24 protein-coding genes, 1 tRNA gene and 2 pseudogenes are annotated in these 23525 nt (G+C 70.6%); 11 read left to right on the forward strand and 16 right to left on the reverse strand.

Annotated elements, in window-relative coordinates:
- Positions 1 to 99: 99 nt before the first annotated feature.
- From MXD64_RS15540 to MXD64_RS15565, 6 genes are all read left to right on the forward strand, one after another.
- Entirely contained in the window at positions 100 to 369 is a 270-nt protein-coding gene (locus MXD64_RS15540) for a glutaredoxin family protein (RefSeq protein WP_017888006.1), read from the forward strand.
- A gap of 53 nt (positions 370 to 422) precedes the next feature.
- Positions 423 to 1316: an amidohydrolase family protein gene (locus MXD64_RS15545; protein WP_263136764.1), complete on the forward strand. Its 894-nt coding sequence runs from the start codon at positions 423 to 425 to the stop codon at positions 1314 to 1316.
- Between the two features lie 42 nt (positions 1317 to 1358).
- Positions 1359 to 2207 carry a fumarylacetoacetate hydrolase family protein gene (locus MXD64_RS15550; RefSeq protein ID WP_263136765.1) on the forward strand — a complete coding sequence of 283 codons (849 nt, stop codon included), beginning with the start codon at positions 1359 to 1361 and terminating at the stop codon, positions 2205 to 2207.
- The gene (locus tag MXD64_RS15555; protein ID WP_263136766.1) at positions 2207 to 2992 is read left to right on the forward strand and encodes an SDR family NAD(P)-dependent oxidoreductase; all 786 of its coding nucleotides are present in this window, start codon (positions 2207 to 2209) and stop codon (positions 2990 to 2992) included. Before MXD64_RS15550 ends, MXD64_RS15555 begins: the two co-directional genes overlap by 1 nt.
- Before the next feature lie 138 nt (positions 2993 to 3130).
- Positions 3131 to 3766, forward strand: coding sequence for a FadR/GntR family transcriptional regulator (locus tag MXD64_RS15560; protein WP_042540122.1), 636 nt, complete (start codon positions 3131 to 3133; stop codon positions 3764 to 3766).
- A 96-nt stretch (positions 3767 to 3862) separates the two neighbouring features.
- A complete protein-coding gene (locus MXD64_RS15565) occupies positions 3863 to 4138 on the forward strand; it encodes a GlsB/YeaQ/YmgE family stress response membrane protein (RefSeq protein WP_056071734.1) in 276 nt (91 codons plus the stop codon).
- An 88-nt stretch (positions 4139 to 4226) separates the two neighbouring features.
- Here the strand turns inward: MXD64_RS15565 and MXD64_RS15570 are convergent, their stop codons facing one another.
- The 10 genes and pseudogenes from MXD64_RS15570 to MXD64_RS15610 all read right to left on the reverse strand — a co-directional run bounded on the left by MXD64_RS15570 (position 4227) and on the right by MXD64_RS15610 (position 14467).
- Positions 4227 to 5189, reverse strand: a complete 963-nt coding sequence (locus tag MXD64_RS15570) for an aldo/keto reductase (protein ID WP_263136767.1) — start codon at positions 5187 to 5189, stop codon at positions 4227 to 4229.
- Positions 5186 to 5530: an L-rhamnose mutarotase gene (locus MXD64_RS15575; protein WP_056071737.1), complete on the reverse strand. Its 345-nt coding sequence runs from the start codon at positions 5528 to 5530 to the stop codon at positions 5186 to 5188. The genes MXD64_RS15570 and MXD64_RS15575 overlap by 4 nt, the downstream gene beginning before the upstream one ends.
- Positions 5530 to 6657, reverse strand: a complete 1128-nt coding sequence (locus MXD64_RS15580) for an alpha-L-fucosidase (RefSeq protein WP_411512260.1) — start codon at positions 6655 to 6657, stop codon at positions 5530 to 5532. Before MXD64_RS15580 ends, MXD64_RS15575 begins: the two co-directional genes overlap by 1 nt.
- Positions 6658 to 6751: 94 nt before the next feature.
- Positions 6752 to 6856: pseudogene (locus MXD64_RS17860) on the reverse strand (alpha-L-fucosidase); the annotation flags it as partial.
- A 49-nt stretch (positions 6857 to 6905) separates the two neighbouring features.
- Complete coding sequence (locus tag MXD64_RS15585) at positions 6906 to 7796, reverse strand: carbohydrate ABC transporter permease (RefSeq protein ID WP_052481878.1); 891 nt, start codon at positions 7794 to 7796, stop codon at positions 6906 to 6908.
- The gene (locus tag MXD64_RS15590) at positions 7789 to 8763 is read right to left on the reverse strand and encodes a carbohydrate ABC transporter permease (protein ID WP_042540073.1); all 975 of its coding nucleotides are present in this window, start codon (positions 8761 to 8763) and stop codon (positions 7789 to 7791) included. The genes MXD64_RS15585 and MXD64_RS15590 overlap by 8 nt, the downstream gene beginning before the upstream one ends.
- 108 nt (positions 8764 to 8871) lie before the next feature.
- Positions 8872 to 10107, reverse strand: coding sequence for an ABC transporter substrate-binding protein (locus MXD64_RS15595; RefSeq protein ID WP_250898172.1), 1236 nt, complete (start codon positions 10105 to 10107; stop codon positions 8872 to 8874).
- A 48-nt stretch (positions 10108 to 10155) separates the two neighbouring features.
- Positions 10156 to 11493 carry an enolase C-terminal domain-like protein gene (locus tag MXD64_RS15600; protein WP_262118035.1) on the reverse strand — a complete coding sequence of 446 codons (1338 nt, stop codon included), beginning with the start codon at positions 11491 to 11493 and terminating at the stop codon, positions 10156 to 10158.
- 242 nt (positions 11494 to 11735) lie between these two features.
- Positions 11736 to 12329 (reverse strand): TetR/AcrR family transcriptional regulator, encoded by a 594-nt coding sequence (locus tag MXD64_RS15605; protein ID WP_140449397.1) that lies wholly within the window; start codon positions 12327 to 12329, stop codon positions 11736 to 11738.
- Between the two features lie 77 nt (positions 12330 to 12406).
- On the reverse strand, positions 12407 to 14467 hold the full coding sequence (locus MXD64_RS15610; RefSeq protein ID WP_263136768.1) for an MDR family MFS transporter: 2061 nt from the start codon (positions 14465 to 14467) through the stop codon (positions 12407 to 12409).
- A gap of 169 nt (positions 14468 to 14636) precedes the next feature.
- On the opposite strand from MXD64_RS15610, the gene MXD64_RS15615 reads away from it, so the two are divergent.
- A complete protein-coding gene (locus MXD64_RS15615; RefSeq protein WP_259494310.1) occupies positions 14637 to 15587 on the forward strand; it encodes a phosphotransferase in 951 nt (316 codons plus the stop codon).
- Positions 15588 to 15659: 72 nt separating this feature from the next.
- Positions 15660 to 16073, forward strand: coding sequence for a hypothetical protein (locus MXD64_RS15620; protein ID WP_017888022.1), 414 nt, complete (start codon positions 15660 to 15662; stop codon positions 16071 to 16073).
- A 33-nt stretch (positions 16074 to 16106) separates the two neighbouring features.
- Here the strand turns inward: MXD64_RS15620 and MXD64_RS15625 are convergent, their stop codons facing one another.
- From MXD64_RS15625 to argG, 5 genes are all read right to left on the reverse strand, one after another.
- On the reverse strand, positions 16107 to 17564 hold the full coding sequence (locus MXD64_RS15625) for an SPFH domain-containing protein (protein ID WP_017888023.1): 1458 nt from the start codon (positions 17562 to 17564) through the stop codon (positions 16107 to 16109).
- Positions 17565 to 17742: 178 nt separating this feature from the next.
- Positions 17743 to 18570: an ammonia-dependent NAD(+) synthetase gene (gene nadE / locus MXD64_RS15630; RefSeq protein ID WP_042540131.1), complete on the reverse strand. Its 828-nt coding sequence runs from the start codon at positions 18568 to 18570 to the stop codon at positions 17743 to 17745.
- Between the two features lie 245 nt (positions 18571 to 18815).
- The gene (locus MXD64_RS15635) at positions 18816 to 19427 is read right to left on the reverse strand and encodes a copper resistance CopC family protein (protein ID WP_056071756.1); all 612 of its coding nucleotides are present in this window, start codon (positions 19425 to 19427) and stop codon (positions 18816 to 18818) included.
- Between the two features lie 41 nt (positions 19428 to 19468).
- Positions 19469 to 19636 carry a hypothetical protein gene (locus MXD64_RS15640; RefSeq protein ID WP_017888026.1) on the reverse strand — a complete coding sequence of 56 codons (168 nt, stop codon included), beginning with the start codon at positions 19634 to 19636 and terminating at the stop codon, positions 19469 to 19471.
- Positions 19637 to 19893: 257 nt separating this feature from the next.
- Positions 19894 to 21336, reverse strand: coding sequence for an argininosuccinate synthase (gene argG, locus MXD64_RS15645; protein WP_042540079.1), 1443 nt, complete (start codon positions 21334 to 21336; stop codon positions 19894 to 19896).
- A gap of 111 nt (positions 21337 to 21447) precedes the next feature.
- On the opposite strand from argG, the gene MXD64_RS15650 reads away from it, so the two are divergent.
- From MXD64_RS15650 to MXD64_RS17865, 3 genes and pseudogenes are all read left to right on the forward strand, one after another.
- Complete coding sequence (locus MXD64_RS15650) at positions 21448 to 22002, forward strand: RNA polymerase sigma factor (protein ID WP_259553034.1); 555 nt, start codon at positions 21448 to 21450, stop codon at positions 22000 to 22002.
- On the forward strand, positions 21999 to 22901 hold the full coding sequence (locus tag MXD64_RS15655) for a hypothetical protein (RefSeq protein WP_017888029.1): 903 nt from the start codon (positions 21999 to 22001) through the stop codon (positions 22899 to 22901). The genes MXD64_RS15650 and MXD64_RS15655 overlap by 4 nt, the downstream gene beginning before the upstream one ends.
- Positions 22902 to 22945: 44 nt before the next feature.
- A pseudogene (locus tag MXD64_RS17865) lies at positions 22946 to 23353 on the forward strand (HTH domain-containing protein); the annotation flags it as partial.
- A 92-nt stretch (positions 23354 to 23445) separates the two neighbouring features.
- Here MXD64_RS17865 and MXD64_RS15660 read toward each other — a convergent pair.
- Positions 23446 to 23520: transfer RNA gene (locus MXD64_RS15660), tRNA-Arg, on the reverse strand.
- Positions 23521 to 23525 lie beyond the last annotated feature (5 nt).

A 23525-nucleotide genomic window follows, 5' to 3' on the forward strand; every position in this document is an offset into this window, starting at 1 on the left:
CGAGGCCGGGCACGCGCCTGCTGCGGAGGCCTGCGGTCCTGTCGCCCTGCGACGCGGGCTCCGGGAATGCCCGGTGGCGCTCCGACGTACTCTCTGCACATGAGCGATGCGACGACTGCCCCCGACCGCGTGACCATGTTCGGCGCCGACTGGTGCCGCGACTGCCGTCGGTCCAAGGCGCTGCTCGACACGCTCGGCGTGGACTACGAGTACGTCGACGTGGAGCAGGACCTGTCCGCGGCGGACCGTGCCGAGGCGATCAGCGGCCGGAAGAACATCCCCGTCGTGGTGCTGCCGAACGGCAAGCACTTCGTCGAGCCGTCCGACGCCGAGCTGCGCGCCGAGCTCGAGGCCTCCGGCGTCGTCTGAGCCGCACCGGCAACGCGCGGGTGAACATCGGATGAATCAGGCATCATGAGCGCGTGATCATCGACGCTCACCACCACCTCTGGGATCCCGCCGACCGGCCGTACCCCTGGATGGACGACTCGGTCGCCCCGATCCGCCGCCGGTTCGACGTGGACGACCTGCGCGCCGCCGCCCGGAGCACCGACGTCACCCGGACGATCGTCGTGCAGGCCGTGCACGACCCCGGCGAGACCGCCTGGCTCCTCGAGCAGCCCGAGCCGGTCGCCGGGGTCGTCGGCTGGGTGGACCTGACCGCCCCGGACGTCGCCGACCGGATCGCCGCCCTCGCCGCCCTCGCCGCACGACCCGGTCGCACCCCTGTGACCGGGAACCGCCTGGTCGGCATCCGGCACCAGGCGCAGGACGAACCGGACCCGGACTGGCTCGCCCGCCCCGAGGTGGTCCGAGGCGTCCGCGCCCTGGCCGCCGCCGGCCTGGCGTTCGACCTGCTCGTCCGCGCACGGGAGCACCGTGCAGCGCTGACACTGGTCGACGCCGTGCCCGAGGCCTCGTTCGTCCTCGACCATGCCGGCAAGCCCGACATCGCGGGCGGGGACCCCGGGTGGCCGAGCCGGATGGACGACTTCGCCGCACGCCCCAACGTCGCCTGCAAGGTGTCCGGCCTGTTCACCGAGGCTGGCCCGGGGTGGCGACGGCAGCCGGTCGACCGGTACGTCCGCGCCGTGGTCGAGCGGCTCGGCCCGACGCGGTCGATGTTCGGGTCGGACTGGCCCGTCTCGACACTCGCCACGACCTACGACGACGTGGTCCGACGCACCACCGAGGCACTGGCCGACCTGAGCCCGGACGAGCGCCAGGCGATCCTCGGCGGTACGGCGGAGCGCACCTACCTGCATGACAGGACCCTCAGCACCCGGAACCTTGTCGACACCTCGGACCAGACATAGGATGTCTCTGGTTGCGCCGGTGCAGCCGGAGAGCGAGGAACGATGCAGTTCGCACGACTCGGCCCCGCGGGCGACGAGGTCCCCGTCGCGGTCGACACCGACGGCGAGGTCCTCGACCTCCGCCCGATCACGACCGACATCAGCGGCGCCTTCCTGGCAGCGGACCCGGTCGCCCGCGTCCGGCACGCGCGCGACGCCGGCGACGTCCGGGTGCTGCCCGACGCAGAGGGCCTGCGTCGCGGCGCACCGGTGGCCCGCCCCGGCAAGGTCGTCTGCATCGGCCTGAACTACCGCGACCATGCCGCCGAGACCGGCGCCGAGATCCCGACCGAGCCGATCGTGTTCATGAAGGACCCGATGACGGTGATCGGCCCGGACGACCAGGTCCTGATCCCCCGCGGCAGCGAGAAGACCGACTGGGAGATCGAACTCGCCGTCGTCATCGGCGCCACCGCCCGGTACTGCGACTCCGACGAGGCGGCGAGCGCCTGCATCGCGGGCTACGCCATCGCGAACGACGTCTCCGAACGCGCCTTCCAGCTCGAGCGCGGCGGGCAGTGGGACAAGGGGAAGTCCTGCGAGACGTTCAACCCGCTCGGCCCGTGGCTGGTCACCCCCGACCAGGTCGACCCGGCGGCGCTCGCGCTCCGGCTCACCGTCAACGGCGAGGTGCGGCAGGACGGCACCACCGCCGACATGATCTTCCGACCCGTCGAGATCGTCCGGTACCTGTCGCAGTTCATGGTGCTGTACCCGGGCGACGTCATCAGCACGGGCACCCCGGCCGGGGTCGCCCTCGCAGGACACGCGCCGTACCTGCAGCCCGGCGACGTGGTCGAACTCACCGCCGACGGGCTCGGCTCGCAGCGCCAGACCGTAGGAGCAGCCTGATGACCGACACCACCGACCAGACCGGCACCACCGGGACGCCCGGCAGCCACGCGGGTCTCCGCGCGATCGTCACCGGCGGCGCCTCCGGCATCGGCGCGGCCATCGCGGCAGCCCTGCGGGAGCGCGGCGCAGCGGTCGCCGTGCTCGACCTGCAGCCGTCCACCGCCGAGGGACTCGTCTCCGTCACCTGCGACGTGTCGTCCGACGAGTCCGTCCGTGCCGCCGTCGCGTCGGCCGTCGACCAGCTCGGCGGTCTCGACGTGCTCGTGAACAACGCCGGCATCGGCGCTCAGGGGAGCGTCGAGGACAACACCGACGACGAGTGGCGCCGCGTGTACGAGGTCAACGTGCTCGGTGCCGTTCGCCTGTCCCGCGCCGCACTCCCCCACCTCCGGGCCTCCGACAGCGCGAGCATCGTCAACACCTGCTCCGTCGCGGCCACCGCCGGGCTCCCCCAGCGTGCGCTGTACTCGGCCACGAAGGGGGCGATCTCCGCACTCACCCGCGCGATGGCAGCCGACCACGTCCGCGAGGGCATCCGCGTCAACGCCGTCAACCCGGGCACCGCCGACACCCCGTGGATCGCACGGCTCCTGTCGACCGCGGACGACCCGGCAGCCGAACGCGCCGCGCTCGAGGCACGCCAGCCGCACGGCCGACTGGTGCAGGCAGCAGAGGTCGCCGAGGCGGTCGCCTACCTGACGAGCCCGCTCGCCCGGTCGACGACGGGCGTCGAGCTGGCGGTCGACGGCGGGATGCAGGCGCTCCGGCTGCGGCCGGTGTGATCGCGCCACGGCTCCGCCGCACGGCCTGGAGGCCCGTCCCGGGTATCGTCGGGACGTCCCGTCGCACAGGCGGCCGGGTCCACAGGAGGTGGTGACGTGGCGTCGTTGACCGACGATGCGATCGCACGCATCCAGCAGATGATCGTGAGCGGCGAGCTCCAACCCGGCCAGCGCCTCCCGCCCGAGAAGGAGCTGAGCGAGTCGCTCGGCCTGTCGCGGAACAGCCTGCGTGAAGCGGTGAAGGCGCTCGAGCTCATCCGCGTGCTCGACGTCCGACGCGGCGACGGCACGTACGTGACGTCCCTCGAACCGGGCGTCCTGCTCGAGGCGGTGTCGTTCGTCGTCGACATGCACCACGACCGGTCGCTCGTCGACCTGCTCGAGGTGCGACGCATCCTGGAACCGGCGTCCGCCGTCCTGGCGACCGCGCGTGCCACGGAACAGCAGATCGACGAACTCGCGACCCTGATGCAGTCCGTCACCGACGACACCGGCGTCGAGGACCTCGTCGCCCACGACCTGTTGTTCCACTCGACCATCGCGGGCATCGGCGGCAACCAGTACCTGTCCGGACTGCTCGACGCCCTGTCGAGCAAGACGGTGCGGGTGCGGGTGTGGCGGGGGCTGACCCAGAACGGCTCGGTGCAGCGGACCCTCGACGAGCACGCGGCCATCGTCGACGCCATCCGACGCCGCGACCCGCAGCTCGTGCAGGCCCTCGTCGTGTCCCACGTCGAAGGGGTCGAGCGCTGGTTGCGGCGCTCCCTGGACTGAACCCGACAATCCTCCCAGGAACCTCGGAGTTGTGTCAGTCCTCGGCCCTGACTCCGGCAACCATGCCGCGGCAACCGCACCCACGAGGAGGACACCGTGCTCGGTCTCATCATCAGCTTGATCATCATCGGACTCATCGCCGGCGCTCTCGCCCGGCTCATCATCCCCGGCAAGCAGAACATCGGCATCCTCATGACGATCGTCCTGGGCATCGTCGGCTCGTTCGTCGGCGGATTCCTCGGCTACCTGATCTTCAACCACGATGGGAACGACGGCTTCTTCCAGCCGGCCGGCATCATCGGCTCGATCATCGGCGCCGTCATCGTGCTGTTCATCTACACGCGCGTCGCCGGCCGCGGTTCGCGCCGCTAGGCACCACACTGCCGGTCTGACCGGCGCACGACGAAAGGCACCCCGAACCGCGCAACCGCGTGGGCGGGGTGCCTTCGTCGTGCGTGGGTCAGGTGTCGAGCAGGCCCGCAGCACGCAGGTCGTCCCAGAGCGCCTCGGGCACGACGGCGGCGGCCCGGGCGACGTTCGAGCGCACCTGGTCGGCGGACTGCACGCCGAGGGCGATCGCGGCGACCGCCGGGGCCCGCCGTGGGAACGCCAGCGCGGCCTCGGGCAGGGTGACCCCGTGGCGGTCGCACACGTCGGCGATGGCGTTCGCCCGCGCGAGCAACCGCGCGGGCGCCTCGGCGTAGTCGTAGGTCACGCCGGCCGCGGGGCGCTCCTGCCCGAGCAGCCCCGAGTTGTAGACGCCGACCGCGACGACCGCGACGCCCAGCGCCGCGCACCGGTCGACGAGCGCCGCCGCCGGTTGCTCGAGCAGCGTGTACCGGCCGGCGAGCATGACGACGTCGCAGAGCCCGGTGTCGACGGCCGCCGACAGCGCCTCGACGGAGTTCGACCCGACGCCGACCGCCCGCACGACGCCCTCGTCGCGGAGCTCGGCGAGGGTCGGCAGCGCCTGGGTCAGGCCGTCGGTGAGCGAGTAGACGTCCGGGTCGTGCAGGTAGGCGATGTCGACGTGGTCGAGCCCGAGCCGGCCGAGCGAGTCGTCGAGCGAGCGCCGCACGCCCGAGGGCGACGGGTCCCACTGCCGCACGGTGTCGTCCGGCACCGCGAAGCCCCCGGACGCCAGGTCGTCGCCGTCGCCGCGCCCCGGCACGAGCACCCGCCCGACCTTCGTCGACACGAGGAACTCCTGCCGGGGGCGTCCGGCGAGCGCCACCCCGAGCCGTCGTTCGGACAATCCGAGGCCGTAGTGCGGAGCGGTGTCGAACCCGCGCACCCCGGCGTCCCAGGCGGCGTCGACCGTGTCGCGGGCGTCGTCGTCGGAGACCGGACGGAGCAGGTTGCCGATGCCGGCCCCACCGAACCAGAACGGCCCACGGTCCAGGTCGAGGGCGAGGTCCGTCACGGGGCCACCTGGTCCACGCCGTCCACCTGGTCCGCCAGCGACCAGACCCGCGGGACGCCGTCGTCGTCGCCCGAGTAGTCGTCGGCCGCCTGGAGCAGCGGGTTGATCGTCTCCTGCCACTCGGCGTTGACCGGGTCGTCCGCGAGCGCCCGGCGCATCGCCCGGTGGTCCTCGACCTCGATCAGGTGGACCAGGTCGAGCCCGTCCCGCCAGATCGTCCAGTCGTGCACGCCGGCCTCGCGCAGTCGTGCCGCGAGCGCGGGCGGGACCGAGGCGTGCACGGTGTCGTACGCCGCCTCGTTCCCGGCCCGCAGTCGCGTCCGCGTCAGGATCCGCTGCATCAGTCGCGCAGGAACAGCTCGACGACGGGGACGGCGACGTCGGGTCGCACGATGGGCAGCGTCAGGGTGAGGGTGCCGGCGGGCTGGCCGCCGAGCCCGGTGTTCTGCGCTCGGGTGCCCGGCGGGATCTCGCGGAAGTGGATCTCCGACGCGTCGTTGAGCAGCTGCGCGTACGCCACCTTGCCGGCCAGGTCTGGCAGGTGCACGTGCTCGAACGGCCAGGCGAACAGGTGCAGGTACAGGCGGTTCCCGTTCTGCGTGTAGACGGTGTTCCGCGGGGCGACGAACTTCGCGGGTCCGGCGCCGTACACCGAGCGGGCGTGCTGGTGCATCCACGTCCCGATGCCCTCGAGCGTCCGGCGGGAGACCCCGTCGAACTCACCGCGACCGGTCGGCCCGATGTTGAGCAGCATGTTCCCGTTGTTCGAGACGCCGTCGACGAGCATGCGGACGAGCAGGTCGACCGGCTTCAGGTTGAGGTTGTCGCGGTCGTAACCCCACGAGCCGTTCAACGTCTGGCAGGCCTCCCACGGCACCGGGACCCCGCCGACCTCCATCGGCTTGTCGGGCTGGTACTGCTCCGGGGTGACCAGGTCACCGGGGATGTCGAGCCGGTCGTTGACGATGATGCCCGGCTGCAGGCGCTTCGTCAGCGCCATGAGTTCCTCGGAGCCCCACTCGTCGCGACCCTTGCCGCCCCAGATGTCCTCGTGGTCGTTGTCCCGGTACGAGAAGTCGTAGAACAGGTAGTCGATCTGCCCGTAGTCGGTGAGCAGCTCCTCGATCTGACCGTGGAGGTACTCGCGGTAGCGCGACATGTCGCGGCCCTCGTTGAACGCCTCGATCTCCTCCGCCGAGTCGTCGCGCCGGGGGTGCACGCCGTCGACGGTGAAGTCCGGGTGGTGCCAGTCGATGAGCGAGTGGTAGAAACCGACCCGCAGCCCCTCGGCACGGACGGCGTCGACGAACTCCCGAACGATGTCCCGGCCGAAGGGGGTGTTCGTGGACTTGTAGTCGGTGAGTGCGGTGTCCCACAGGCAGAAGCCCTCGTGGTGCTTCGTGGTGAGGACGACGTACTTCATCCCCGCCGCGCGCGCACGGCGGGCCCAGTCGGCGGCGTCGAACAGGTCCGGGTCGAAGTGGTCGAAGTAGCTTCTGGTAGTCGGCGTCGGTGATCCGTTCGTGGTTCTTCACCCACTCGTGCCGTGCCGGCAGGGCGTAGAGCCCCCAGTGGATGAACATGCCGAACCGGTCGTGGGAGAACCACGCGGGGAACCCCGCGAGATCCGTCGCGGTCTGCGGCTCGGCAGGTGCGGTGATGGTCATGAGGCCAGTGTTCCTTTCAGTGGAGGACGAGGGAAGACGTCCGGCGGCGTCACCGGCCGCCGAGACCGCTGGTGACGATCCCCTTGACCAGGTGCTTCTGGAGCAGGATCAGCAGGATCACGGTGGGCAGCATCGAGATCACCGACGCCGCCATCACGAGGTTCCACTCGGAGCCCTGCTGCCCGAAGAACTGCTGCAGGCCGAGCGGGATGGTGCCACGGGCCTCGACGTCGTTGACGATGACGAGCGGCCAGAGGAACGAGTTCCAGTACGCGATGAACGAGAACACGGCGAGGACCGCCATCGTCGGCCGGGCGAGCGGGAGCATCACCGAGAAGAACGTCCGGATCGCTCCGGCACCGTCCACCCGGGCGGCGTCGTCGAGCTCCTGCGGCACGGTGAGGAAGAACTGCCGCACCAGGAACGCGCCGAGGGCCGTGAACGCCCACGGGATGATGAGCGCCTGGAACGTGTCGACCCACCCGAAGCCCTGCATCATCACGTACATCGGGATGACGAGGACGTCCTGCGGGATCATCAGCGTCGCGAGGAACAGGACGAACACCGTGTTCCGGCCGCGCCACCGCAGCCGTGAGAACGCGTAGCCGGACAGCACCGCGACGGCGACGTTGATCGCCGTGCCGGCCGCGGCGACGAACACGCCGTTCAGGATGAACCGGGCGAACGGCAGGTAGGTGAACGCCTGCGCGTAGTTGCCCCACTCGATGGACGAGCCCCACAGGGTCGGCGGGGTCGTGAACACGTCGGCCGACGGCTTCAGGCTCGTCGCCACCATGTAGATGAGCGGCGAGACGAACAGCAGGGCCACCAGGCACAGCAGCACGTACCCGACCGCGTGGCGCACCCTGCCGGCCTGCCGGTGCGTGCGGGGCAGCGCCCGCGGGTTGATCGTCCGGTTGGACGAGGTCAGCTCACTCATAGTGCACCCACCGCTTCTGTCCGAGGAACTGGACGGCCGTGATGCCGAGGATGATGACGAACAGCACCCACGCCCCGGCCGATGCGAGCCCGAGCTGCTGGGTCTGGAACCCGGTGTTGTAGATGTACTGCACCAGGGTCTCGGTCGCGGTGCCGGGACCGCCCTTCGTCAGGACGAACGGCTGCACGAACACCTGGAACGAGGTGATCAGGGTCATCATCGTCGCGAAGAAGATCGACGGCGAGATGAGCGGGAACTTGATCCGCCAGAACATCTGCCAGGCGTTCGCCCCGTCGAGCTGGGCAGCCTCGATCTGGTTCTCCGGCACCGAGTCGAGCGCCGCCGAGAAGATCAGCATGTTGTAGCCGAACCCCTGCCAGACGCTCATCGCGACGACGGCGAGCATCGCCCAGTGGTCGTCCGCCAGGAAGTTCGGGGCGTGCACGCCGACGGTCGACTGCAGCGTCGCGTCGATGGCGCCGCCCGGCTGGTACAGCATCCGCCAGACGACGACGTTCGCGACGATCGGCGTGATCGTCGGGATGAAGAACAGCACGCGGAAGACGTGCCGGTGCCGGATCTTCGGGGTGAGCCAGGCCGCGAGTCCGAGGGACACGACCAGGTTGAGCGGCACGTAGAGCACGACGAACAGCACCGTGTTGAGCGTGACCGTCCGGAAGATCGGGTCGGAGAACAGCTGCGCGTAGTTCGACAGGCCGGCCCACGAGCGTTCACCGAGCATCGGCCAGTTCATGAAGCTCACGACGAGCGACGCCAGGATCGGGAACGCCGTGAACACGACGAGGCCGATCGAGTGCGGTGCGGCGAACGCCGCGCCCCACCACGAGCGGCGGCCGAGCTCGGCGTCGGCGCCGCCGGTCTTCCGGCGGGGCGCCGCGCCGGTCGCGACCGCGACCGCGGGGGCGGGCAGCGCCGCCTCGGCGGGTGGGTCCTGGATGGTGGTCATGCGACGACCTCCTCGTCGTTCGCGCGGTCCTGAACAGGGTGGGGATCGGACGGGAGGCCCGTGGCGGGGCCGTGGCGGGCCTCCCCGTCCGTCAAGGGGTGACGCCCGTCACTGCGAGCCGAGCTGGCTCGCGATGGACGACATCGTGTCCTTGCCGGAGGTCTGTCCGTTCACCGCCTGCAGGGCGTACTGCGCGAAGAGCTGGTTGAGCTGGTCGCTCTGCTTGTTGCCGGGCAGCGGGGTGGCGTTCTCGAGCCCGGTCTTCAGGGCGTCCTCGACCCCGTCGATGCCGGCGTTGTCGTACCAGGCCTGCTGCGCGGCGGTGCGTGCCGGGAAGGCGCGACCCTGCTCGGCGAGCGAGGTGAGCGTGGACTCGTTCGTCATCGTCGTGATGGCCTTGAACGCCTGCTCGGGGTACTTGCACTGCTTCGAGATGCCGAAGCCCGACCCGGCGGCGAACGAGCTGGGTCCGTCCGTGCCCGAGGGGATCGTCGTGATGCCGAGGTCGAACTGCACCTTGGCCTTCTGGCTGATGATCGACCACGGGCCGTCGCTGTACATCGCGACGTCACCGGACACGAACGCGTTGTCGTCGGTGGAGCCGTCGGTGCTCGCCTGCGTGGCGTAGCCGTCCTTGACCAGGCTGCCGATCCAGTCGAGCCCCTCGGCGAACTTCGTGTTCGAGGCGTCGAGCGTGCCGTCGGCCCCGATGACCCGACCGCCGTTGTAGCCGAGGATCATCGACTCGAGGGGGATGTCCTCGACGCTCGTGCCCCAGATCGGTGTGCCGGCGGCCTTGAGCTGCTTGGCGGCGTCCTCGAACTCGTCGACCGTCCAGCCCGGCTTCGGCTCGGGGACGCCCGCCTTGTCGAAGATGTCCTTGTTGTAGAACATGACCATGGGGCCGGTGTCGTACGGCAGCCCGTAGAGCTTGCCGTCGACCTTCATGCCGTCGAGCCCGGTCTGGTCGTACTCGCTCAGGTCGAGGTCGGCCTGCTTCGCCATGTCGTCGATCGGCACGAGCACGTCCGTGTAGTTCGCGGCGCGGAGCGACTGGATGCTCACGATGCACGGGGCGGTGCCGGTCGACAGCTGCGTGCGGAGCTTCGTCCAGTAGTCGTTGAACGGGGAGCCCTGGATCGACACGTCCACGTCGTCGTCGGTCTTGACGGTGTCGGCGACCTTCTGCCACGCGGCCTTGTCCTCCTTCCCGGCGATCCACATGGCCCAGGTGAGGGAGTCCTTCGACTGGCCGTCGCTGGCGTTGCTGCCAGCGGAACAGCCGGTGAGCACGAGCACGGCAGCTGCTGCTGCCGCCAGCCCGGCGGTACGTCGTCGTTGCATCGGTGTCTCCACTTCGTCGTGGTGATGGGGTGTGCGGGGAGGGGGGAGTCAGGCGACCCGGACGGCGTCCGCGACGTGCGCTGCGTCGGACTCGGCCCAGACCGGGCCGTCCGGGAACGCGTGGGTGGTCAGGGTGTCGGCGAGCAGCTCGGTGCCGGCGCCGGGCGCGGTCGGCGGCCAGTAGCGGCCGTCGTGGACGTCGACCGGGGTCACGAAGTGCTCGTGCAGGTGGTCGACGAACTCGATGCACCGGGTGTCGAGGTCGCCGGTCAGGGCGACCGCGTCGAACATCGACAGGTGCTGCACCGCCTCGCACAGGCCGACACCGCCGGCGTGCGGGCAGACACGGACGCCGTGCTTCGCGGCGAGGAGCAGGATCGCCAGGTTCTCGTTCACCCCGGCGACCCGGGTGGCGTCGATCTGCAGCACCGACATCGACCCGGCCTGGATCAGCTGCTTCGCGATCACGCGGTTCGCCATGTGCTCCCCCGTCGCGACCGGGATCGGCGCGATGCGCCGGGCGATCTCGGCGTGGGCCAGGATGTCGTCCGGGCTCGTGGGCTCCTCGACCCACGCGATGTCGAAGGGGCGGAGCCGGTCGATCCACGCCACGGCCTCGTCGACGTCCCAGCGCTGGTTGGCGTCGATCGCGATCCGGACGTCCGGGCCGACGGTGGCGCGGGCGATGCCCATCCGTCGGACGTCCTCGTCCACGTCGCCGCCGACCTTGAGCTTGATCTGGGTGAACCCGTCGTCCACGGCTTCGCGGCACAGCCGCGCGAGCTTCTCGTCGTCGTAGCCGAGCCAGCCCGGGGTCGTCGTGTAGGCGCGGTAGCCCTCGCGCTCCAGACGGGCACGGCGTTCGGCACGCAGCGGTTCGGCGGCGCGGAACAGCTCGAGCGCCTCGGCCGGGGTGATCGCGTCGGTCAGGTACCGGAAGTCGACCAGGTCGACGAGTTCCTCGGGGCGCAGGTCGGCGAGCAGGGCCCAGAGCGGCTGCCCCGTACGTTTCGCCCGCAGGTCCCACAGGGCGTTCACCACGGCGCCGATCGCCATGTGCATGACGCCCTTCTCCGGGCCGAGCCACCGCAGCTGCGAGTCGTGCACCATCGCGCGCCAGGTGCCGCCCATGTCGGCCAGGACCGCCTCGGCATCGGCGCCGACGACGTGCCCGCGGAGCGCCGCGATCGCCGACTCCTGCACCTCGTTGCCGCGGCCGATGGTGAAGACGAAGCCGGTGCCGACCAGGCCGTCGAGCGCGTCGGTGGTGATCTCGACGTAGGCGGCGGAGTAGTCGGGAGCGGGGTTCATGGCGTCGGACCCGTCGTGCTCTCGCGAGGTCGGGAACCGGATGTCGTGCACGTGCAGACCGGTGATGCGGCTCATCTGTGTCTCCTGCCGTCCGGTCTCCGTCGACCGAACGATGCAATCAAAACATCCGATGTCTTGCGCGTCAAGAGCCGCGTTCGTGCCGTTTCGGCGAAAGTCACCCCGCAACCGTCCGATGACTGCGCATGCGGCGGTCTGGACGCACCAACGGCCTGGAGGCGCGGTGCGGGTCGGTCCCGCACCGCGCCTCCAGGCCGTTCTCACCCCCGCGCCGGGGGGCGACGCGATGGTCGCGCCGGTCAGGCGGAGGCGAGCCGCCCCATCTCGGCGACGACCGCACGCAGCCGCGCCGCGAGCTCGTCGCGCGAACCGTCCGCCGACCGGTGGGCCGACTCGATCACGGCGGCCATCACCAGCGTGGTCGCGGTCCGCGCGGTGTCCTCGCCGACCCGCTCGGCAGCGACCGTCAGGACCGTCTGCCGGGCGTGCGCCATCCACTGCATCATCGCCGGGACCATCTCCGGCCGAGCCCGGACGAGCTCCTTCATGCGCCGACGGTCCTGTGGCAGGGTGACCGTCTGCGCGACGAGCTCGCAGAGGTCCGACACCAGCGGACCCGCGGAACCGAGGAACACTGCGCGCGCCGCGTCCGGGACCATCGTCGCCGGCAACCCGAGGGCCGCCTCGGCCTTCGACGGGAAGTAGTTGAAGAACGTCCGCGGGGAGACCCCGGCGTCCGCGCAGATCTGCTCCACCGTCACCCCGGCGAGCCCCCGATCGGTGACCAGGGCGAGTGCCGACCGGTGGATGGCGGACCGGGTCTGCTGCTTCTTGCGTTCCCGCAGGCCGCAGTCGCTCGCGACGAGGTCCTCGGTGGTGGTGGTCTGGTGCACGTGCTGCGCTCCGTCCTGCTCTCGGGTCCGTGCGACGCCGGGCCTCCGCGTCGTGTGACGAGGAGGCCCGGCGGGGTTCAGTCCTTGGACCGACCGCCCTGGACCGGGATCGAACCGGTGACCGGGGCGGTGGGCGAGCCCATCGTGTCCGCGGCCCGCACGGCCTGCGCTTCGAGGTCGTCGGCGGTGCCGGCGTCGTCCGCCTGCTCCTGCAGGGCCGAGCTCTTGCGGAGCGGCGGCGCCTTGAAGAAGAAGCTCAGGACGAACGCGAGCAGGATCACCGAGAAACCGACCCAGTAGACGGTCACGGCCGAGGCGTTGAACCCCGACATGAACGGCCGGGTCAGGGCCGGGTCCGCACCGTTGAGGTAGGACGTGTCGCTCGTCTCGGCGTTCGAGTCCTTCGAGTCGTTCGCGCCCTTGTCGATCTGCTTCGACAGCTCCGGGGCGAGCTGGTCCACCCAGTAGGTGCGCTGCGACGAGTCGGACCAGTCGACGACGAGTCGGCCGTCCTGCACGCTGGCGTGCGCCTTGTCGGCGGCTGCGGTGAGCGCCTGCTGCCGCACCGCATCGGGAGCACCGGCGGTGGCCGCGATCACCTGGTCGGTGGCGGTGTCGAGCCCGGACTGCACCTGCTGCTGGAGCGGGGTGACGATCGGGTTCCAGATCTGGTCCATGACACCCTGGTTCGCCTCGGCGCTCGCGACCGTCGGGTCGAGCGCCGCGCTGAGGGCGGGCTTCAGGTTCGACTGGTCCGCCGTGGCGTGCAGGATGTTCGTCGGCATGAGCGAGAACAGGACGGACAGCAGCACGGCGGTGCCGAGCGTGCCACCGATCTGGCGGAAGAACGTGGCGGACGACGTCGCGACACCCATGTCCCGCGGCTGCACCGCGTTCTGCGACGCCAGGGTGATGCTCTGCATGAGCTGGCCGAGCCCGAGACCGATCAGGAACATGCCGATCATCAGGAACCACAGCGGCTTGTCGATCGTCATGAACGTCAGGACGACGTAGCCGAGCGACACCAGCGCCGTCCCGATGACCGGGAAGATCCGGTATCGGCCGGTGCGGGCCACGATCTGACCCGAAGCGATCGAGGCGATCATCAGGCCACCGATCATCGGCAGCGTGGCGAACCCGGACTCCGTCGGCGTCAGACCGGTGACGATCTGCAGGTAGAGCGGGATGGTGAGCATCGCACCGAACATCGCGAAGCCGACCAGGAAGCCCAGGACGGTCGCCATCGAGAACGTGGCCGAGCGGAAGAGCTTGAGCGGGATGATCGCGTCGTCCTGCATGCGGGTCTCGATCACCAGGAAGGCGACGAGGCCGAGCGCGCCGATGCCGTAGCAGGCCAGCGCACTCGCCGAACCCCAGCCCCACGTGCGACCCTGCTCCGCGACGAGGAGCAGCGGTGCCAGCGTGACGATGACCGAGGTCGCGCCCCACCAGTCGATGCGCGGCTTCGCCCTGGCCTCGCCGAACTTCGGCAGGTGCAGGAACGCGATCACCATGAGCAGCGCCGCGACGCCGATCGGCACGTTGATCAGGAACACCCAGCGCCAGCCGGTGATGCCGACGATCGAGCTCGCACCGGCGAACAGTCCGCCGATGAGCGGGCCGATGACGGACGAGATGCCGAAGACCGCCAGGAAGTAGCCCTGGTACTTCGCACGCTCACGGGGCGCGAGGATGTCGCCCATGATCGCCAGCGGCAGCGACATCAGCGCACCGGCACCGATGCCCTGGAACGCGCGGAAGGCGGCCAGCATGGTCATCGACGTCGACAGGGTCGAGAGCAGCGACCCGAGGATGAAGACCGCGATGCCGAAGATGTAGAGCGGGCGACGACCGAAGACGTCGGAGAGCTTGCCGTAGATGGGCGTGGTGATGGTCGACGCGATCAGGTAGGCGGTCGTGACCCAGGCCTGCTGGTCGAGGCCGTGCAGGTCGTCGCCGATCGTGCGGATCGCGGTGCCGACGATGGTCTGGTCGAGCGAGGACAGGAACATGCCCGCCATCAGGCCGTAGATGACGAGCAGGATCTGGCGGTGCGACATGATCGGCTTGCCCGGCGTGCTCGCCGGGGAGTCCTGTCGTCCGCGCGACACCTCGACGGGTGCGGTGGCAGTGGACATGCGGTGTTCCTCACAGGGGGTGTGGCGTGGTGGTCGTCGGCCTGGTCAGGACCCCGAAGCAGGATCAACCTTGCAGGCTCTGCAACTTTACACCCCGAGCACCTTTGCCGCCAACGCAAAGTTGCCGAGCGTGCACGTTTGTGTACGGGTTCTCAGGTAGCGTCGGGTCATGGGGCGAACCACCTGGACCGACGTACCGACGACGCTGCGGCAGCAGGTGGAAGGGGTACTGGGCGGGCCCGTCGTGACCGCCCAGTCGCAGGCGAGCGGGTGGTCCCCCGGCAGCGCCGACCGCGTGACGACCGGGGCCGGACGACGCGCCTTCGTGAAGACCGTGTCGCGCTCGCGCAACGAAGCGGCCTTCGAGCTGCACCGGCGCGAGGCCACGGTCATGGCGCAGCTGCCGACCACCGTGCAGGCGCCGCGACTGCTCGACGCACTGCACACCACAGTCGACGGCGACGACTGGGTCGCGCTCGTGCTCGACGACGTCGCGGGACAGCACCCGGGCAGCCACCTCGACGGTTCGGACACGACGGCCGTACTCGACGCGCTCGACACCCTGCCGCTCGCGACCGGCGCCCTGGCGGCACTCCCCCGCATCGCCGAGGACCTGCGCGACGAGTTCGGGGCCTGGGACCGGATGCTGACCGACGACGCGACCGCCGCCCGCGTCGCCGAGGTCGTGCCGCCGCACGTGCTCGACGCCGGCCCCGCGATCGCCCGTGCGGCATCGCAGGCGGCCGCGCTCGTCGACGGCGAGCACCTCGTGCACGCCGACTGCCGAGCGGACAACCTGCTCGTCGACGGCGGCGGGCTCGTCTGGGTGGTCGACTGGCCCTGGGCGAGCGTGGGTGCGCACTGGCTCGACCCACTGACCTACCTGCTCGACACCCTCGTGCGTGGTGAGGACGCCGACGTCGAGCACCACCTCGCCACGCACCCGGTGTTCGCCGAGGTTCCGGCCGACACGATCGACGCCGTGCTGGCCGGGCTCGCCGGGCTGTTCTTCGAGCACGCCCTGCCGCCGGCGCCACCGAACATGCCGACGATCCGCGACTTCCAGCGGCGCGAGGGCGTGGCGGCCGCCGAGTGGCTGCTCCGCCGCTGGGCCGACTGACGGCTCGTCCGCGGACGCCGGGGGACGCATCTGTCCAGGGAGCGCAGCGCGCCGGAGCGTACGGTCCACCGCATGACTGACGAGCACCGCACCCCGCGCCCCGAAGACGACGCCGCGCGCCTCGGTCTCGTCGTCGTCGGCGAGGCAGCAGCCCTGCAGTCCGGCGACGAAGCGGCGTTGGACGCGAGCGAGCAGAACATCCGCGACACGATCGACGAGCTGGTCGACGAGCCCCTGACGCAGCGGCAGGAAGAGGTCGTCGAGCGACTCGCCGCGGCCGGTGGGACCCTGACCGCTGGGCTCAGCGGCGCCCTCGCCGCACAGAGCGGACGCAGCGTCGACGACGTGCTCGAGGGCGCCGCTCGCAGTGTCGTCTGGCAGCAGCGGCTGGCCGACCAGCGCGAGGACGCCGGGTCGCAGCAGCGTGAGGACGCCGGTGGGCAGCAGCGCGACCAACAGGACGAGAACGGGCGCGGCGAGGGCTGACCCCCGACGCGCCCGCCGAACGGGTCCGCTCGGTTACTCGACCGGTTCGGCCTGCGGCGCCGCCTGCTCGCGCACGACGGCACGGGCGGCTGCCTGCCCCGTCGTGGTGCTCTTCACGATGTCGCTCAGGGTGAACCCGGCGGTGGCACCGAGCAGCGCATCGACCTCGCTGAACTGGCTGACGACGCTCTTCGACAGTGCGCCGGCGCCGTCGGAGGACACCACGGTGAGCGTGTCGATGTTGCTCATCGGAGCAGCGAGCTCGCGGGCGATGCTCGGCAGTGTCTCGATCGCCTTGACCCGCAGGACGGCCTCGGAGTGCTGTGCGAGCGCGTCGGCCTGCGCCTTGGTCGCATCGGCCTCGGCCTGACCCTTCGCACGGATCGCGTCGGCGGCGGCTTCACCCTCGGCGCGTGAGGCGTCGGCGGCGAGCTTGCGGGCATCCGCCTCGGCCTTCGCCTCGGCCGCGACGGCCTCGGCGGAGATCCGGCGGGCCTCGGCCTGGGCGCGTGCGGTCTCGACCTGGGCACCGGCAGCGGCTTCGGCCTCGACGCGGGTCTTGCGCGCCTGGGCCTCTGCGACGGCGGAGACCTCGGACTCGAGCTCGGCACGACGCAGTTCGGCACGCTTCTGGGCGGTGATCTGCTCCTGCTCGACGACGCCCTGGGACGCACGCGCCTGGGCGAGCGGGCCGGCGGCAGCAGCTTCGGCAGAGGCGCGGTCGGCGTCGAGCTGCAGCGCGGCACGACGGATGGCCAGGGTGTTCTCGGCCTCGGCGATCGCCTGGTCGGCGGTCGCGCGGGCCTCCCGCGCTTCACGGTCGGCCTGGGCCTCGGCGTTCTCGGCCTCGAGTCGCACGCGTGCACGCTCGGCACGACCGAGGTCACTGATGTACTCGTTGCGGTCCGAGATGCCCTTGATCTCGAACGAGTCGACGTCGAGCCCCTGGCTGTGCAGGGCGTCCTTCGCGACGTCGAGCACGGCGACGGTGAGCTGGTCGCGCTTGCGGATGATGGTCGACACGTCGGTCGCACCGATCGAGGCGCGGAGCGAACCGGACAGGACCTCGCGCGCGAAGTCGTCGATCTTCTTCTCCTGCCCGAGGAACCGCTGCGCGGCAGCCCGGATCGAGGCGTCGGTCTCGCCGACCTTGACGAGCGCGACCGCTTCGACGTCGATGGTGACCCCTCGGGAGTCCTGCGCGTTGACGTTGATGTCGATCGCGCGCGAGCTGAGCGACAGCTTCGCGACCTTCTCGAAGAAGGGTCGGACGAGCACGCCGGCGCCGAGCACGACCTTGATGCCGGACTCGACGGTCTCGGTGCCGTCGTCGTTCTTGACCTTGCGCGAGCGCTTGCCGGTGATGATGAGCGCTTCGTCGGCGCCGGCGTTGCGGTACACGACCTTGGCGTAGATCAGCGCGATCACGGCGAGGACGATGATCCCCACGATGACCAGCGGGATTGCTCCGAGCGCGAACAGGACGTCCATGTTTCCCCCCTTGCGGACCAGGTACCAGCCTGGATTCCGCATCTGTTGTTCCGTTGGCTCCCATCCTAGGAGCGCCGGCGGACAGCGGGGGGCGCGCAGGGAAGTGTCGGGGACGACAGACGGGAGGCGCGGTGCAGGATCACCTGCACCGCGCCTCCCGGCCGTGTCGCGTCAGCGCCTACGCGCCCGCACGCCACCAGTCGTCGAAGGGCGTCGCCGGCACCTGCCGCTTGTGCTCCGTCGCGCGGTAGCGCGACTCGATCGCCTCGGCGACCTCGATCGACACGTCGTGCCCCTGCAGGTAGGCGTCGATCTCGGCGTAGGACAGCCCCAGGTTCGCCTCGTCGGTCTGCCCGGGCGTCTCGTCGAGCAGGTCCGCGGTGGGGGCCTTCTCGTACAGACGGGCGGGTGCGCCGAGGTGCTCGAGCAGCTGCCGCCCCTGGCTCTTCGACAGCCCGGTGAGCGGGGTGAGGTCGACGCCGCCGTCACCGTACTTGGTGAAGAAGCCCGTGACGGCCTCGGCCGCGTGGTCCGTGCCGACCACCAGCAGGCCACGCTGCCCGGCGACCGCGTACTGGGCGACCATGCGCATGCGGGCCTTGACGTTGCCCTTCACGAAGTCGCTCAGCTCGACGCCGGAGGCCGCGGTGTCCTCGACGACCCCGTCGACCCCGTGCTCGATGTTCACGGTGATGCCCGGGTCGGCCGCGATGAACTGCAGGGCGAGCTGGGCGTCGTCCTCGTCGGCCTGCACCCGGTAGGGCATGCGGACGGTCGTGAACTCGGCCGGGTGCCCCTCAGCACGGAGCGACTCGACCGCGAGCTGGGTCAGGCGGCCGGCCAGGGTGGAGTCCTGCCCGCCGCTGATGGCGAGGAGGTACCCCTTCGCCCCGGTCGTCAGCAGGTAGTCACGCAGGAACCCGACACGACGGGCGACCTCCTGCTCCGGGTCGATGGTCGGCTGGACGTTGAGGTCCGCTGCGATGGCGGCTTGGAGTTCACGCACCACCCCAGTATCACGCCGATCGGCCCGGATGGACCGGATCGATCGACAGTTCGATGCCACGCGATGGTGCTGTCGATCGCGCAGAGGTGTTGTTCGTCCCGATCGTGTTCCGCACCGCGCCGGCGCCGCACTCGAGGCCACTCCCGTGGCGCACGCGGTCGCGCCGCGTGCGCTTCGTGCGCAGGAACGGTCGGGTGCGCGCCTGCGACCCGACCGTTCCTGCTCACGAAGTGAGGTGCGCCGCGCTACGAGCTGCGCTCGGCGCTGCGCCCACGGCGCAGCAGCAGCACGACGACAGCACCGGCCACCAGGACCGTGCCGGCGCCGAGGGCGACCCACACGCCGGGCGCGATGCCCGGTGACGACGACGGCGCTCCGTCGGACGCCCCGGTGGCCGTCGCGGTGGCGCTCGGTGTGGGCGCGGTGCTCGCCGTCGGGGTCGGAGCACCGGTCGCGCTCGGGGTCGGAACAGCAGCTGCAGCCCGGTAGTCGAACGCGAGCGTGCCCTCGATCGGGTGGCCGTCCGGCGACACGTACCGCCAGAGCACCGTGTAGTTGCCCCGGTCGAGATCGACCGCGCGGCGCATGGTCGTGCCGGAGACGGTCACGTCACCCGTGGCGACGTCCGTGCCGGCAGCATCCGTCACCTGGATCCGGAGCCCGGCGTCGAGGCCGGCGAGCGGCGCCTCGGAGAAGGTCAGGTCGACGGTCTGCAGCGGTTCGGTGACGACCGCCCCGTCCGCCGGGGTACTGCTCGTCAGGGCCGAGTGGGCAGACGCGGGCTGGACGCCGACGAGCGTCAGCAGTCCCGCCGCGACGATCGCCAGTGCCGCCGCAGTGGTTCGGGCTGTACGCATGCGCAGACTCTACCGACGGTCGAGCGGCAATCCGCTGCGGATCAGAGCTGCTCGCCGAGGAAGTCTGCGTACGTCGGCTCGTAGCGCGCGTCGCCGGCGCCGACGAGCTGGTGGCCGGTTCCTTCGAGGCGCTCGGCAACGAGGGCGGCGAGTTCTTCCGGGGACCGGAGCCCGTGGCGGTGCCAGATGTTCTGCAAGTTGGCGGCCATGATGACCAGCCCTTCGTCGAGATGATGCGCATCTCGGATCCGTCCGGGTCGACCCGCTGTGCCAGACCCCACAGATCGTGAGGAGCATCGTGACGACGAGTCCCTGATGACTGACCCGGTACCGCAACGATACGGTCGCGTCCCACCGCCGTCGAGGCGGATGCGCTTCGCGGCTGACGACCGACGGGAGGCCCGGTGCCAGCTGGCACCGGGCCTCCAGTCGTCAGGGGTCGCGCCCAGGGCGCGGGTCCGCTCGATCAGTCGGTGCCGGAGTCGAAGGCGGCGCCTTCGGAGGCCAGGTCGGTGCGACGGCCCATCGCGTCCTCGGCGTCGGAGGCGACGATCGCGCCACCGAGGATCTCCTCGGCCTCGCCCGCTTCGAGCTCGCCGACGAGCTCGGCCGTCGCGCCACCGATGAGGCCGGCGGCGGCGTACTGCTCGAGTCGCGAACGGGAGTCCGCGATGTCGAGGTTGCGCATCGTGAGCTGGCCGATGCGGTCGTCCGGCCCGAACGCGGCGTCGCCGACGCGCTCCATCGACAGCTTGTCCGGGTGGTACGACAGCGCCGGGCCCGTGGTGTCGAGGATCGTGTAGTCGTCGCCGCGACGCAGACGCAGCGTGACCTCGCCGGTGACGGCGGAGGCGACCCAGCGCTGCAGCGACTCGCGGAGCATCAGGGACTGCGGGTCGAGCCAGCGGCCTTCGTACATCAGGCGACCGAGACGGCGACCCTCGTTGTGGTACGAGGCGACCGTGTCCTCGTTGTGGATCGCGTTGAGCAGGCGCTCGTAGGCGATGTGCAGCAGCGCCATGCCCGGCGCCTCGTAGATGCCGCGGCTCTTCGCCTCGATGATGCGGTTCTCGATCTGGTCGGACGCACCCAGGCCGTGGCGGCCACCGATGGCGTTCGCCTCGTAGACCAGGGCGACCGCGTCGGTGTACTCGACGCCGTTGATCGCGACGGGGCGACCGGCCTCGAACCGGACGCTGACGATCTCGGTCGCGACCTCGACGTCGTCACGCCAGGCGGCGACACCCATGATCGGCTCGACGATGTCCAGGCCGCTGGACAGCTCTTCGAGGCTCTTCGCCTCGTGCGTCGCGCCCCAGATGTTCGCGTCGGTCGAGTACGCCTTCTCGGTGGAGTCGCGGTACGGGAACCCACGGGCGACGAGCCACTCGCTCATCTCCTTGCGGCCGCCGAGCTCCTCGACGAACTCGGAGTCGAGCCACGGCTTGTAGACGCGCAGGCGCGGGTTGGCCATCAGGCCGTAGCGGTAGAACCGCTCGATGTCGTTGCCCTTGTAGGTGGAGCCGTCGCCCCAGATGTCGACGCCGTCTTCCTTCATGGCGCGGACGAGCATCGTGCCCGTCACCGCACGGCCGAGGGGCGTCGTGTTGAAGTACGTCTTGCCGCCGGAGCGGATGTGGAACGCACCGGTCTGCAGGGCGACCAGGCCTTCTTCGACCAGGGCGCTCTTCGCGTCGACCAGCCGGGCGATCTCGGCGCCGTACTCGTGGGCGCGGCTCGGGACGGCGTCGATGTCCGGCTCGTCGTACTGGCCGATGTCAGCCGTGTACGTGCAGGGGATCGCTCCCTTCTCGCGCATCCAGGCAACGGCGCAGGAGGTGTCGAGACCCCCTGAGAACGCGATGCCGACTCGTTCGCCGACGGGGAGACTGCTCAGGACCTTGGACACAGGGTCAATCGTACGGGGCCAGCGGGGTGGACTACCGTCCGGGGCGACGGTTGTGGAGAACTGGTCGGGCAGAACCAGGAACCGATCCGGGGCGACCGGACAATACAGAGCATGAACCAGATCACGGGGGACCGGTCCGACTGGGCCCTGGGCGTCGCCGGGGACGGCCGTGCGGTCGGTCGGCTCTTCGACCGGCACGCGGCGCGACTGCGTCGTCACGTCCGAGCGCTCGTCCCGACGCCGGACGACGCCGACGACGTGGTCGCCGTGGTGTTCCTCGAAGCCTGGCGGAAGCGGGACCACGTCCGTTTCGTCGACGACTCGATGCTGCCGTGGCTCCTCGTCACGGCGACCAACACGGCGCACAACCTGACGCGGTCCTCTCGGCGCCACCGCTCGTTCCTCGGCAGGTTCCCGGTCGACGACCCGGCACCCGACCCGGCGGACTCCTTCACCGACGCAGAGGCCGTGACCGCACTCCGTGGTCTTCCGATCGGAGACCAGCGCGTCCTGTCCCTCTGCGTGCTCGAGGGGCTGAGCGAGCGTGAGGCCGCGACCGTCCTCGGCGTCCCGCCCGGCACCGTCAAGTCCCGGCTCCACCGTGCGAAGGCGCGGCTCCACAAGCAGTACTCGGCGACAGCGGAACCCCTCGGAGGCACACTGTGAACCACGACCAGATCTCCCCCCGGCTCGCGGCGATGCGCGACGCACTCGTCGCAGAGGTCGACGCGACCAGCGCCACCGGAGCGCCGCTCCGTCGACGTCGCCGACCGACCCGCGGCACGGTCCTCACGATCGCGGCGGCGTTCCTGGCGGGATCGGCCGTCACGGGCGGGATCACCGCGGCCGCCCTCCCGTCGAGCGACCCGGATGCCGCGCTGGAGAGCACCCTTGCGACCTCGACGCGCTACATGGTCGAGGACGTCAACCACGCCACGATCCTCGGGACTCCGGCCTTCGCGAGCACGCAGGGCGATGGTTCGTTCTCGCTCGGTGCCCGCCCCGCGGACGCTGACCGTGTGACGCTCACGTGGAAGTGCCTCGACCCGGCGACCTTCACCGTGGCCGTCGACGGGACGACCGTCGACGGGCCGACCCGCTGCACGCCCGGCGCGACCGGTGCGCATTGGAGCCTGTCCCCTGCGACCGGTTCCGGACGTGCGTCGGTGACCGTCTCCGTGATGGGCGGCGGCTCCGCCCGCTACGCCGTCTGGGCCTCGTGGGCCGAGTCCGCGCCGATCGCGGATCCGTCTGCCCAGCAGCGAGCCGAGATCCGCGACGGCCGGATCACCCTCGACGAGTACCGCGCCGCGTTCAACCGGCTCGAGGCCTGCCTGACGCAGGCGGGACACCCGATGGACGACGTGCCCCTCCTCTGGTTCGCGAACGGGTCCTGGACGAGCCGACCCGTCGGCACGGGCCCCTGGTACCTGTACTCGACGCCGACCGAGGGCCTCGAGGTGTTCGACACCCAGTGCTACCCGCGGGAGTTCGGCCAGGTCGACGCGCTCTGGCAGGCGGAACACCCCGTGCCGGAGGACCCGCCGGCCCAGCCCGCTGGATGATGCACCATGGTGCGGAGAGTCCTGCGACCGATGAAGGGAACGAGATGACTGCCGAGGCCCTCGACGTCCGGGCGGAACTCCGCGCGCTGATCGAGCACCGTTCCGTCGCGCTCGAGGCGATCGCGCAGATGACCGGGATCTCGGAGTCCACGCTCTCCGCGTACCTGGCCGGGCCAGGGACCGAGCACCAGGGTTTGACCGCCCTCGGGACCGGGCTGACTCCCGACGAATCGCAGCGGCTCGCCGTCTTCGCAGCCATGCTGGCCGCGACTGGGAGCGTGCCCGACGATGACCGCGTCCGGGGCATGCTCGAGGGTCTCACGCAGGTCTCCGGGCTGACGGTGGCGAACATCGCGTCGCTCACCGGGATCGCGGAGTCCGACCTCGATGCGTTCTCGGAGGACCCGACCGGGGTGAGCGACGACGTGAAGTACGCGATCGCGACCCGGACCTCGTACCTCGTACCTCGTGAACGCCGTCAACCTCGCGACGTCGAGACACTGAGCGACACCGACGTGCGGCAGGAACTCGAACCGTTTCGATCTGGTGCCCCTGGAGGGACTCGAACCCCCAACCGTTTCCTTAGGACGGAACTGCTCTTCCATTGAGCTACAGAGGCTGGCG

The sequence above is a fragment of the Curtobacterium sp. Arg-1 genome (assembly GCF_025643395.1).
GTDB lineage: Bacteria > Actinomycetota > Actinomycetes > Actinomycetales > Microbacteriaceae > Curtobacterium > Curtobacterium poinsettiae.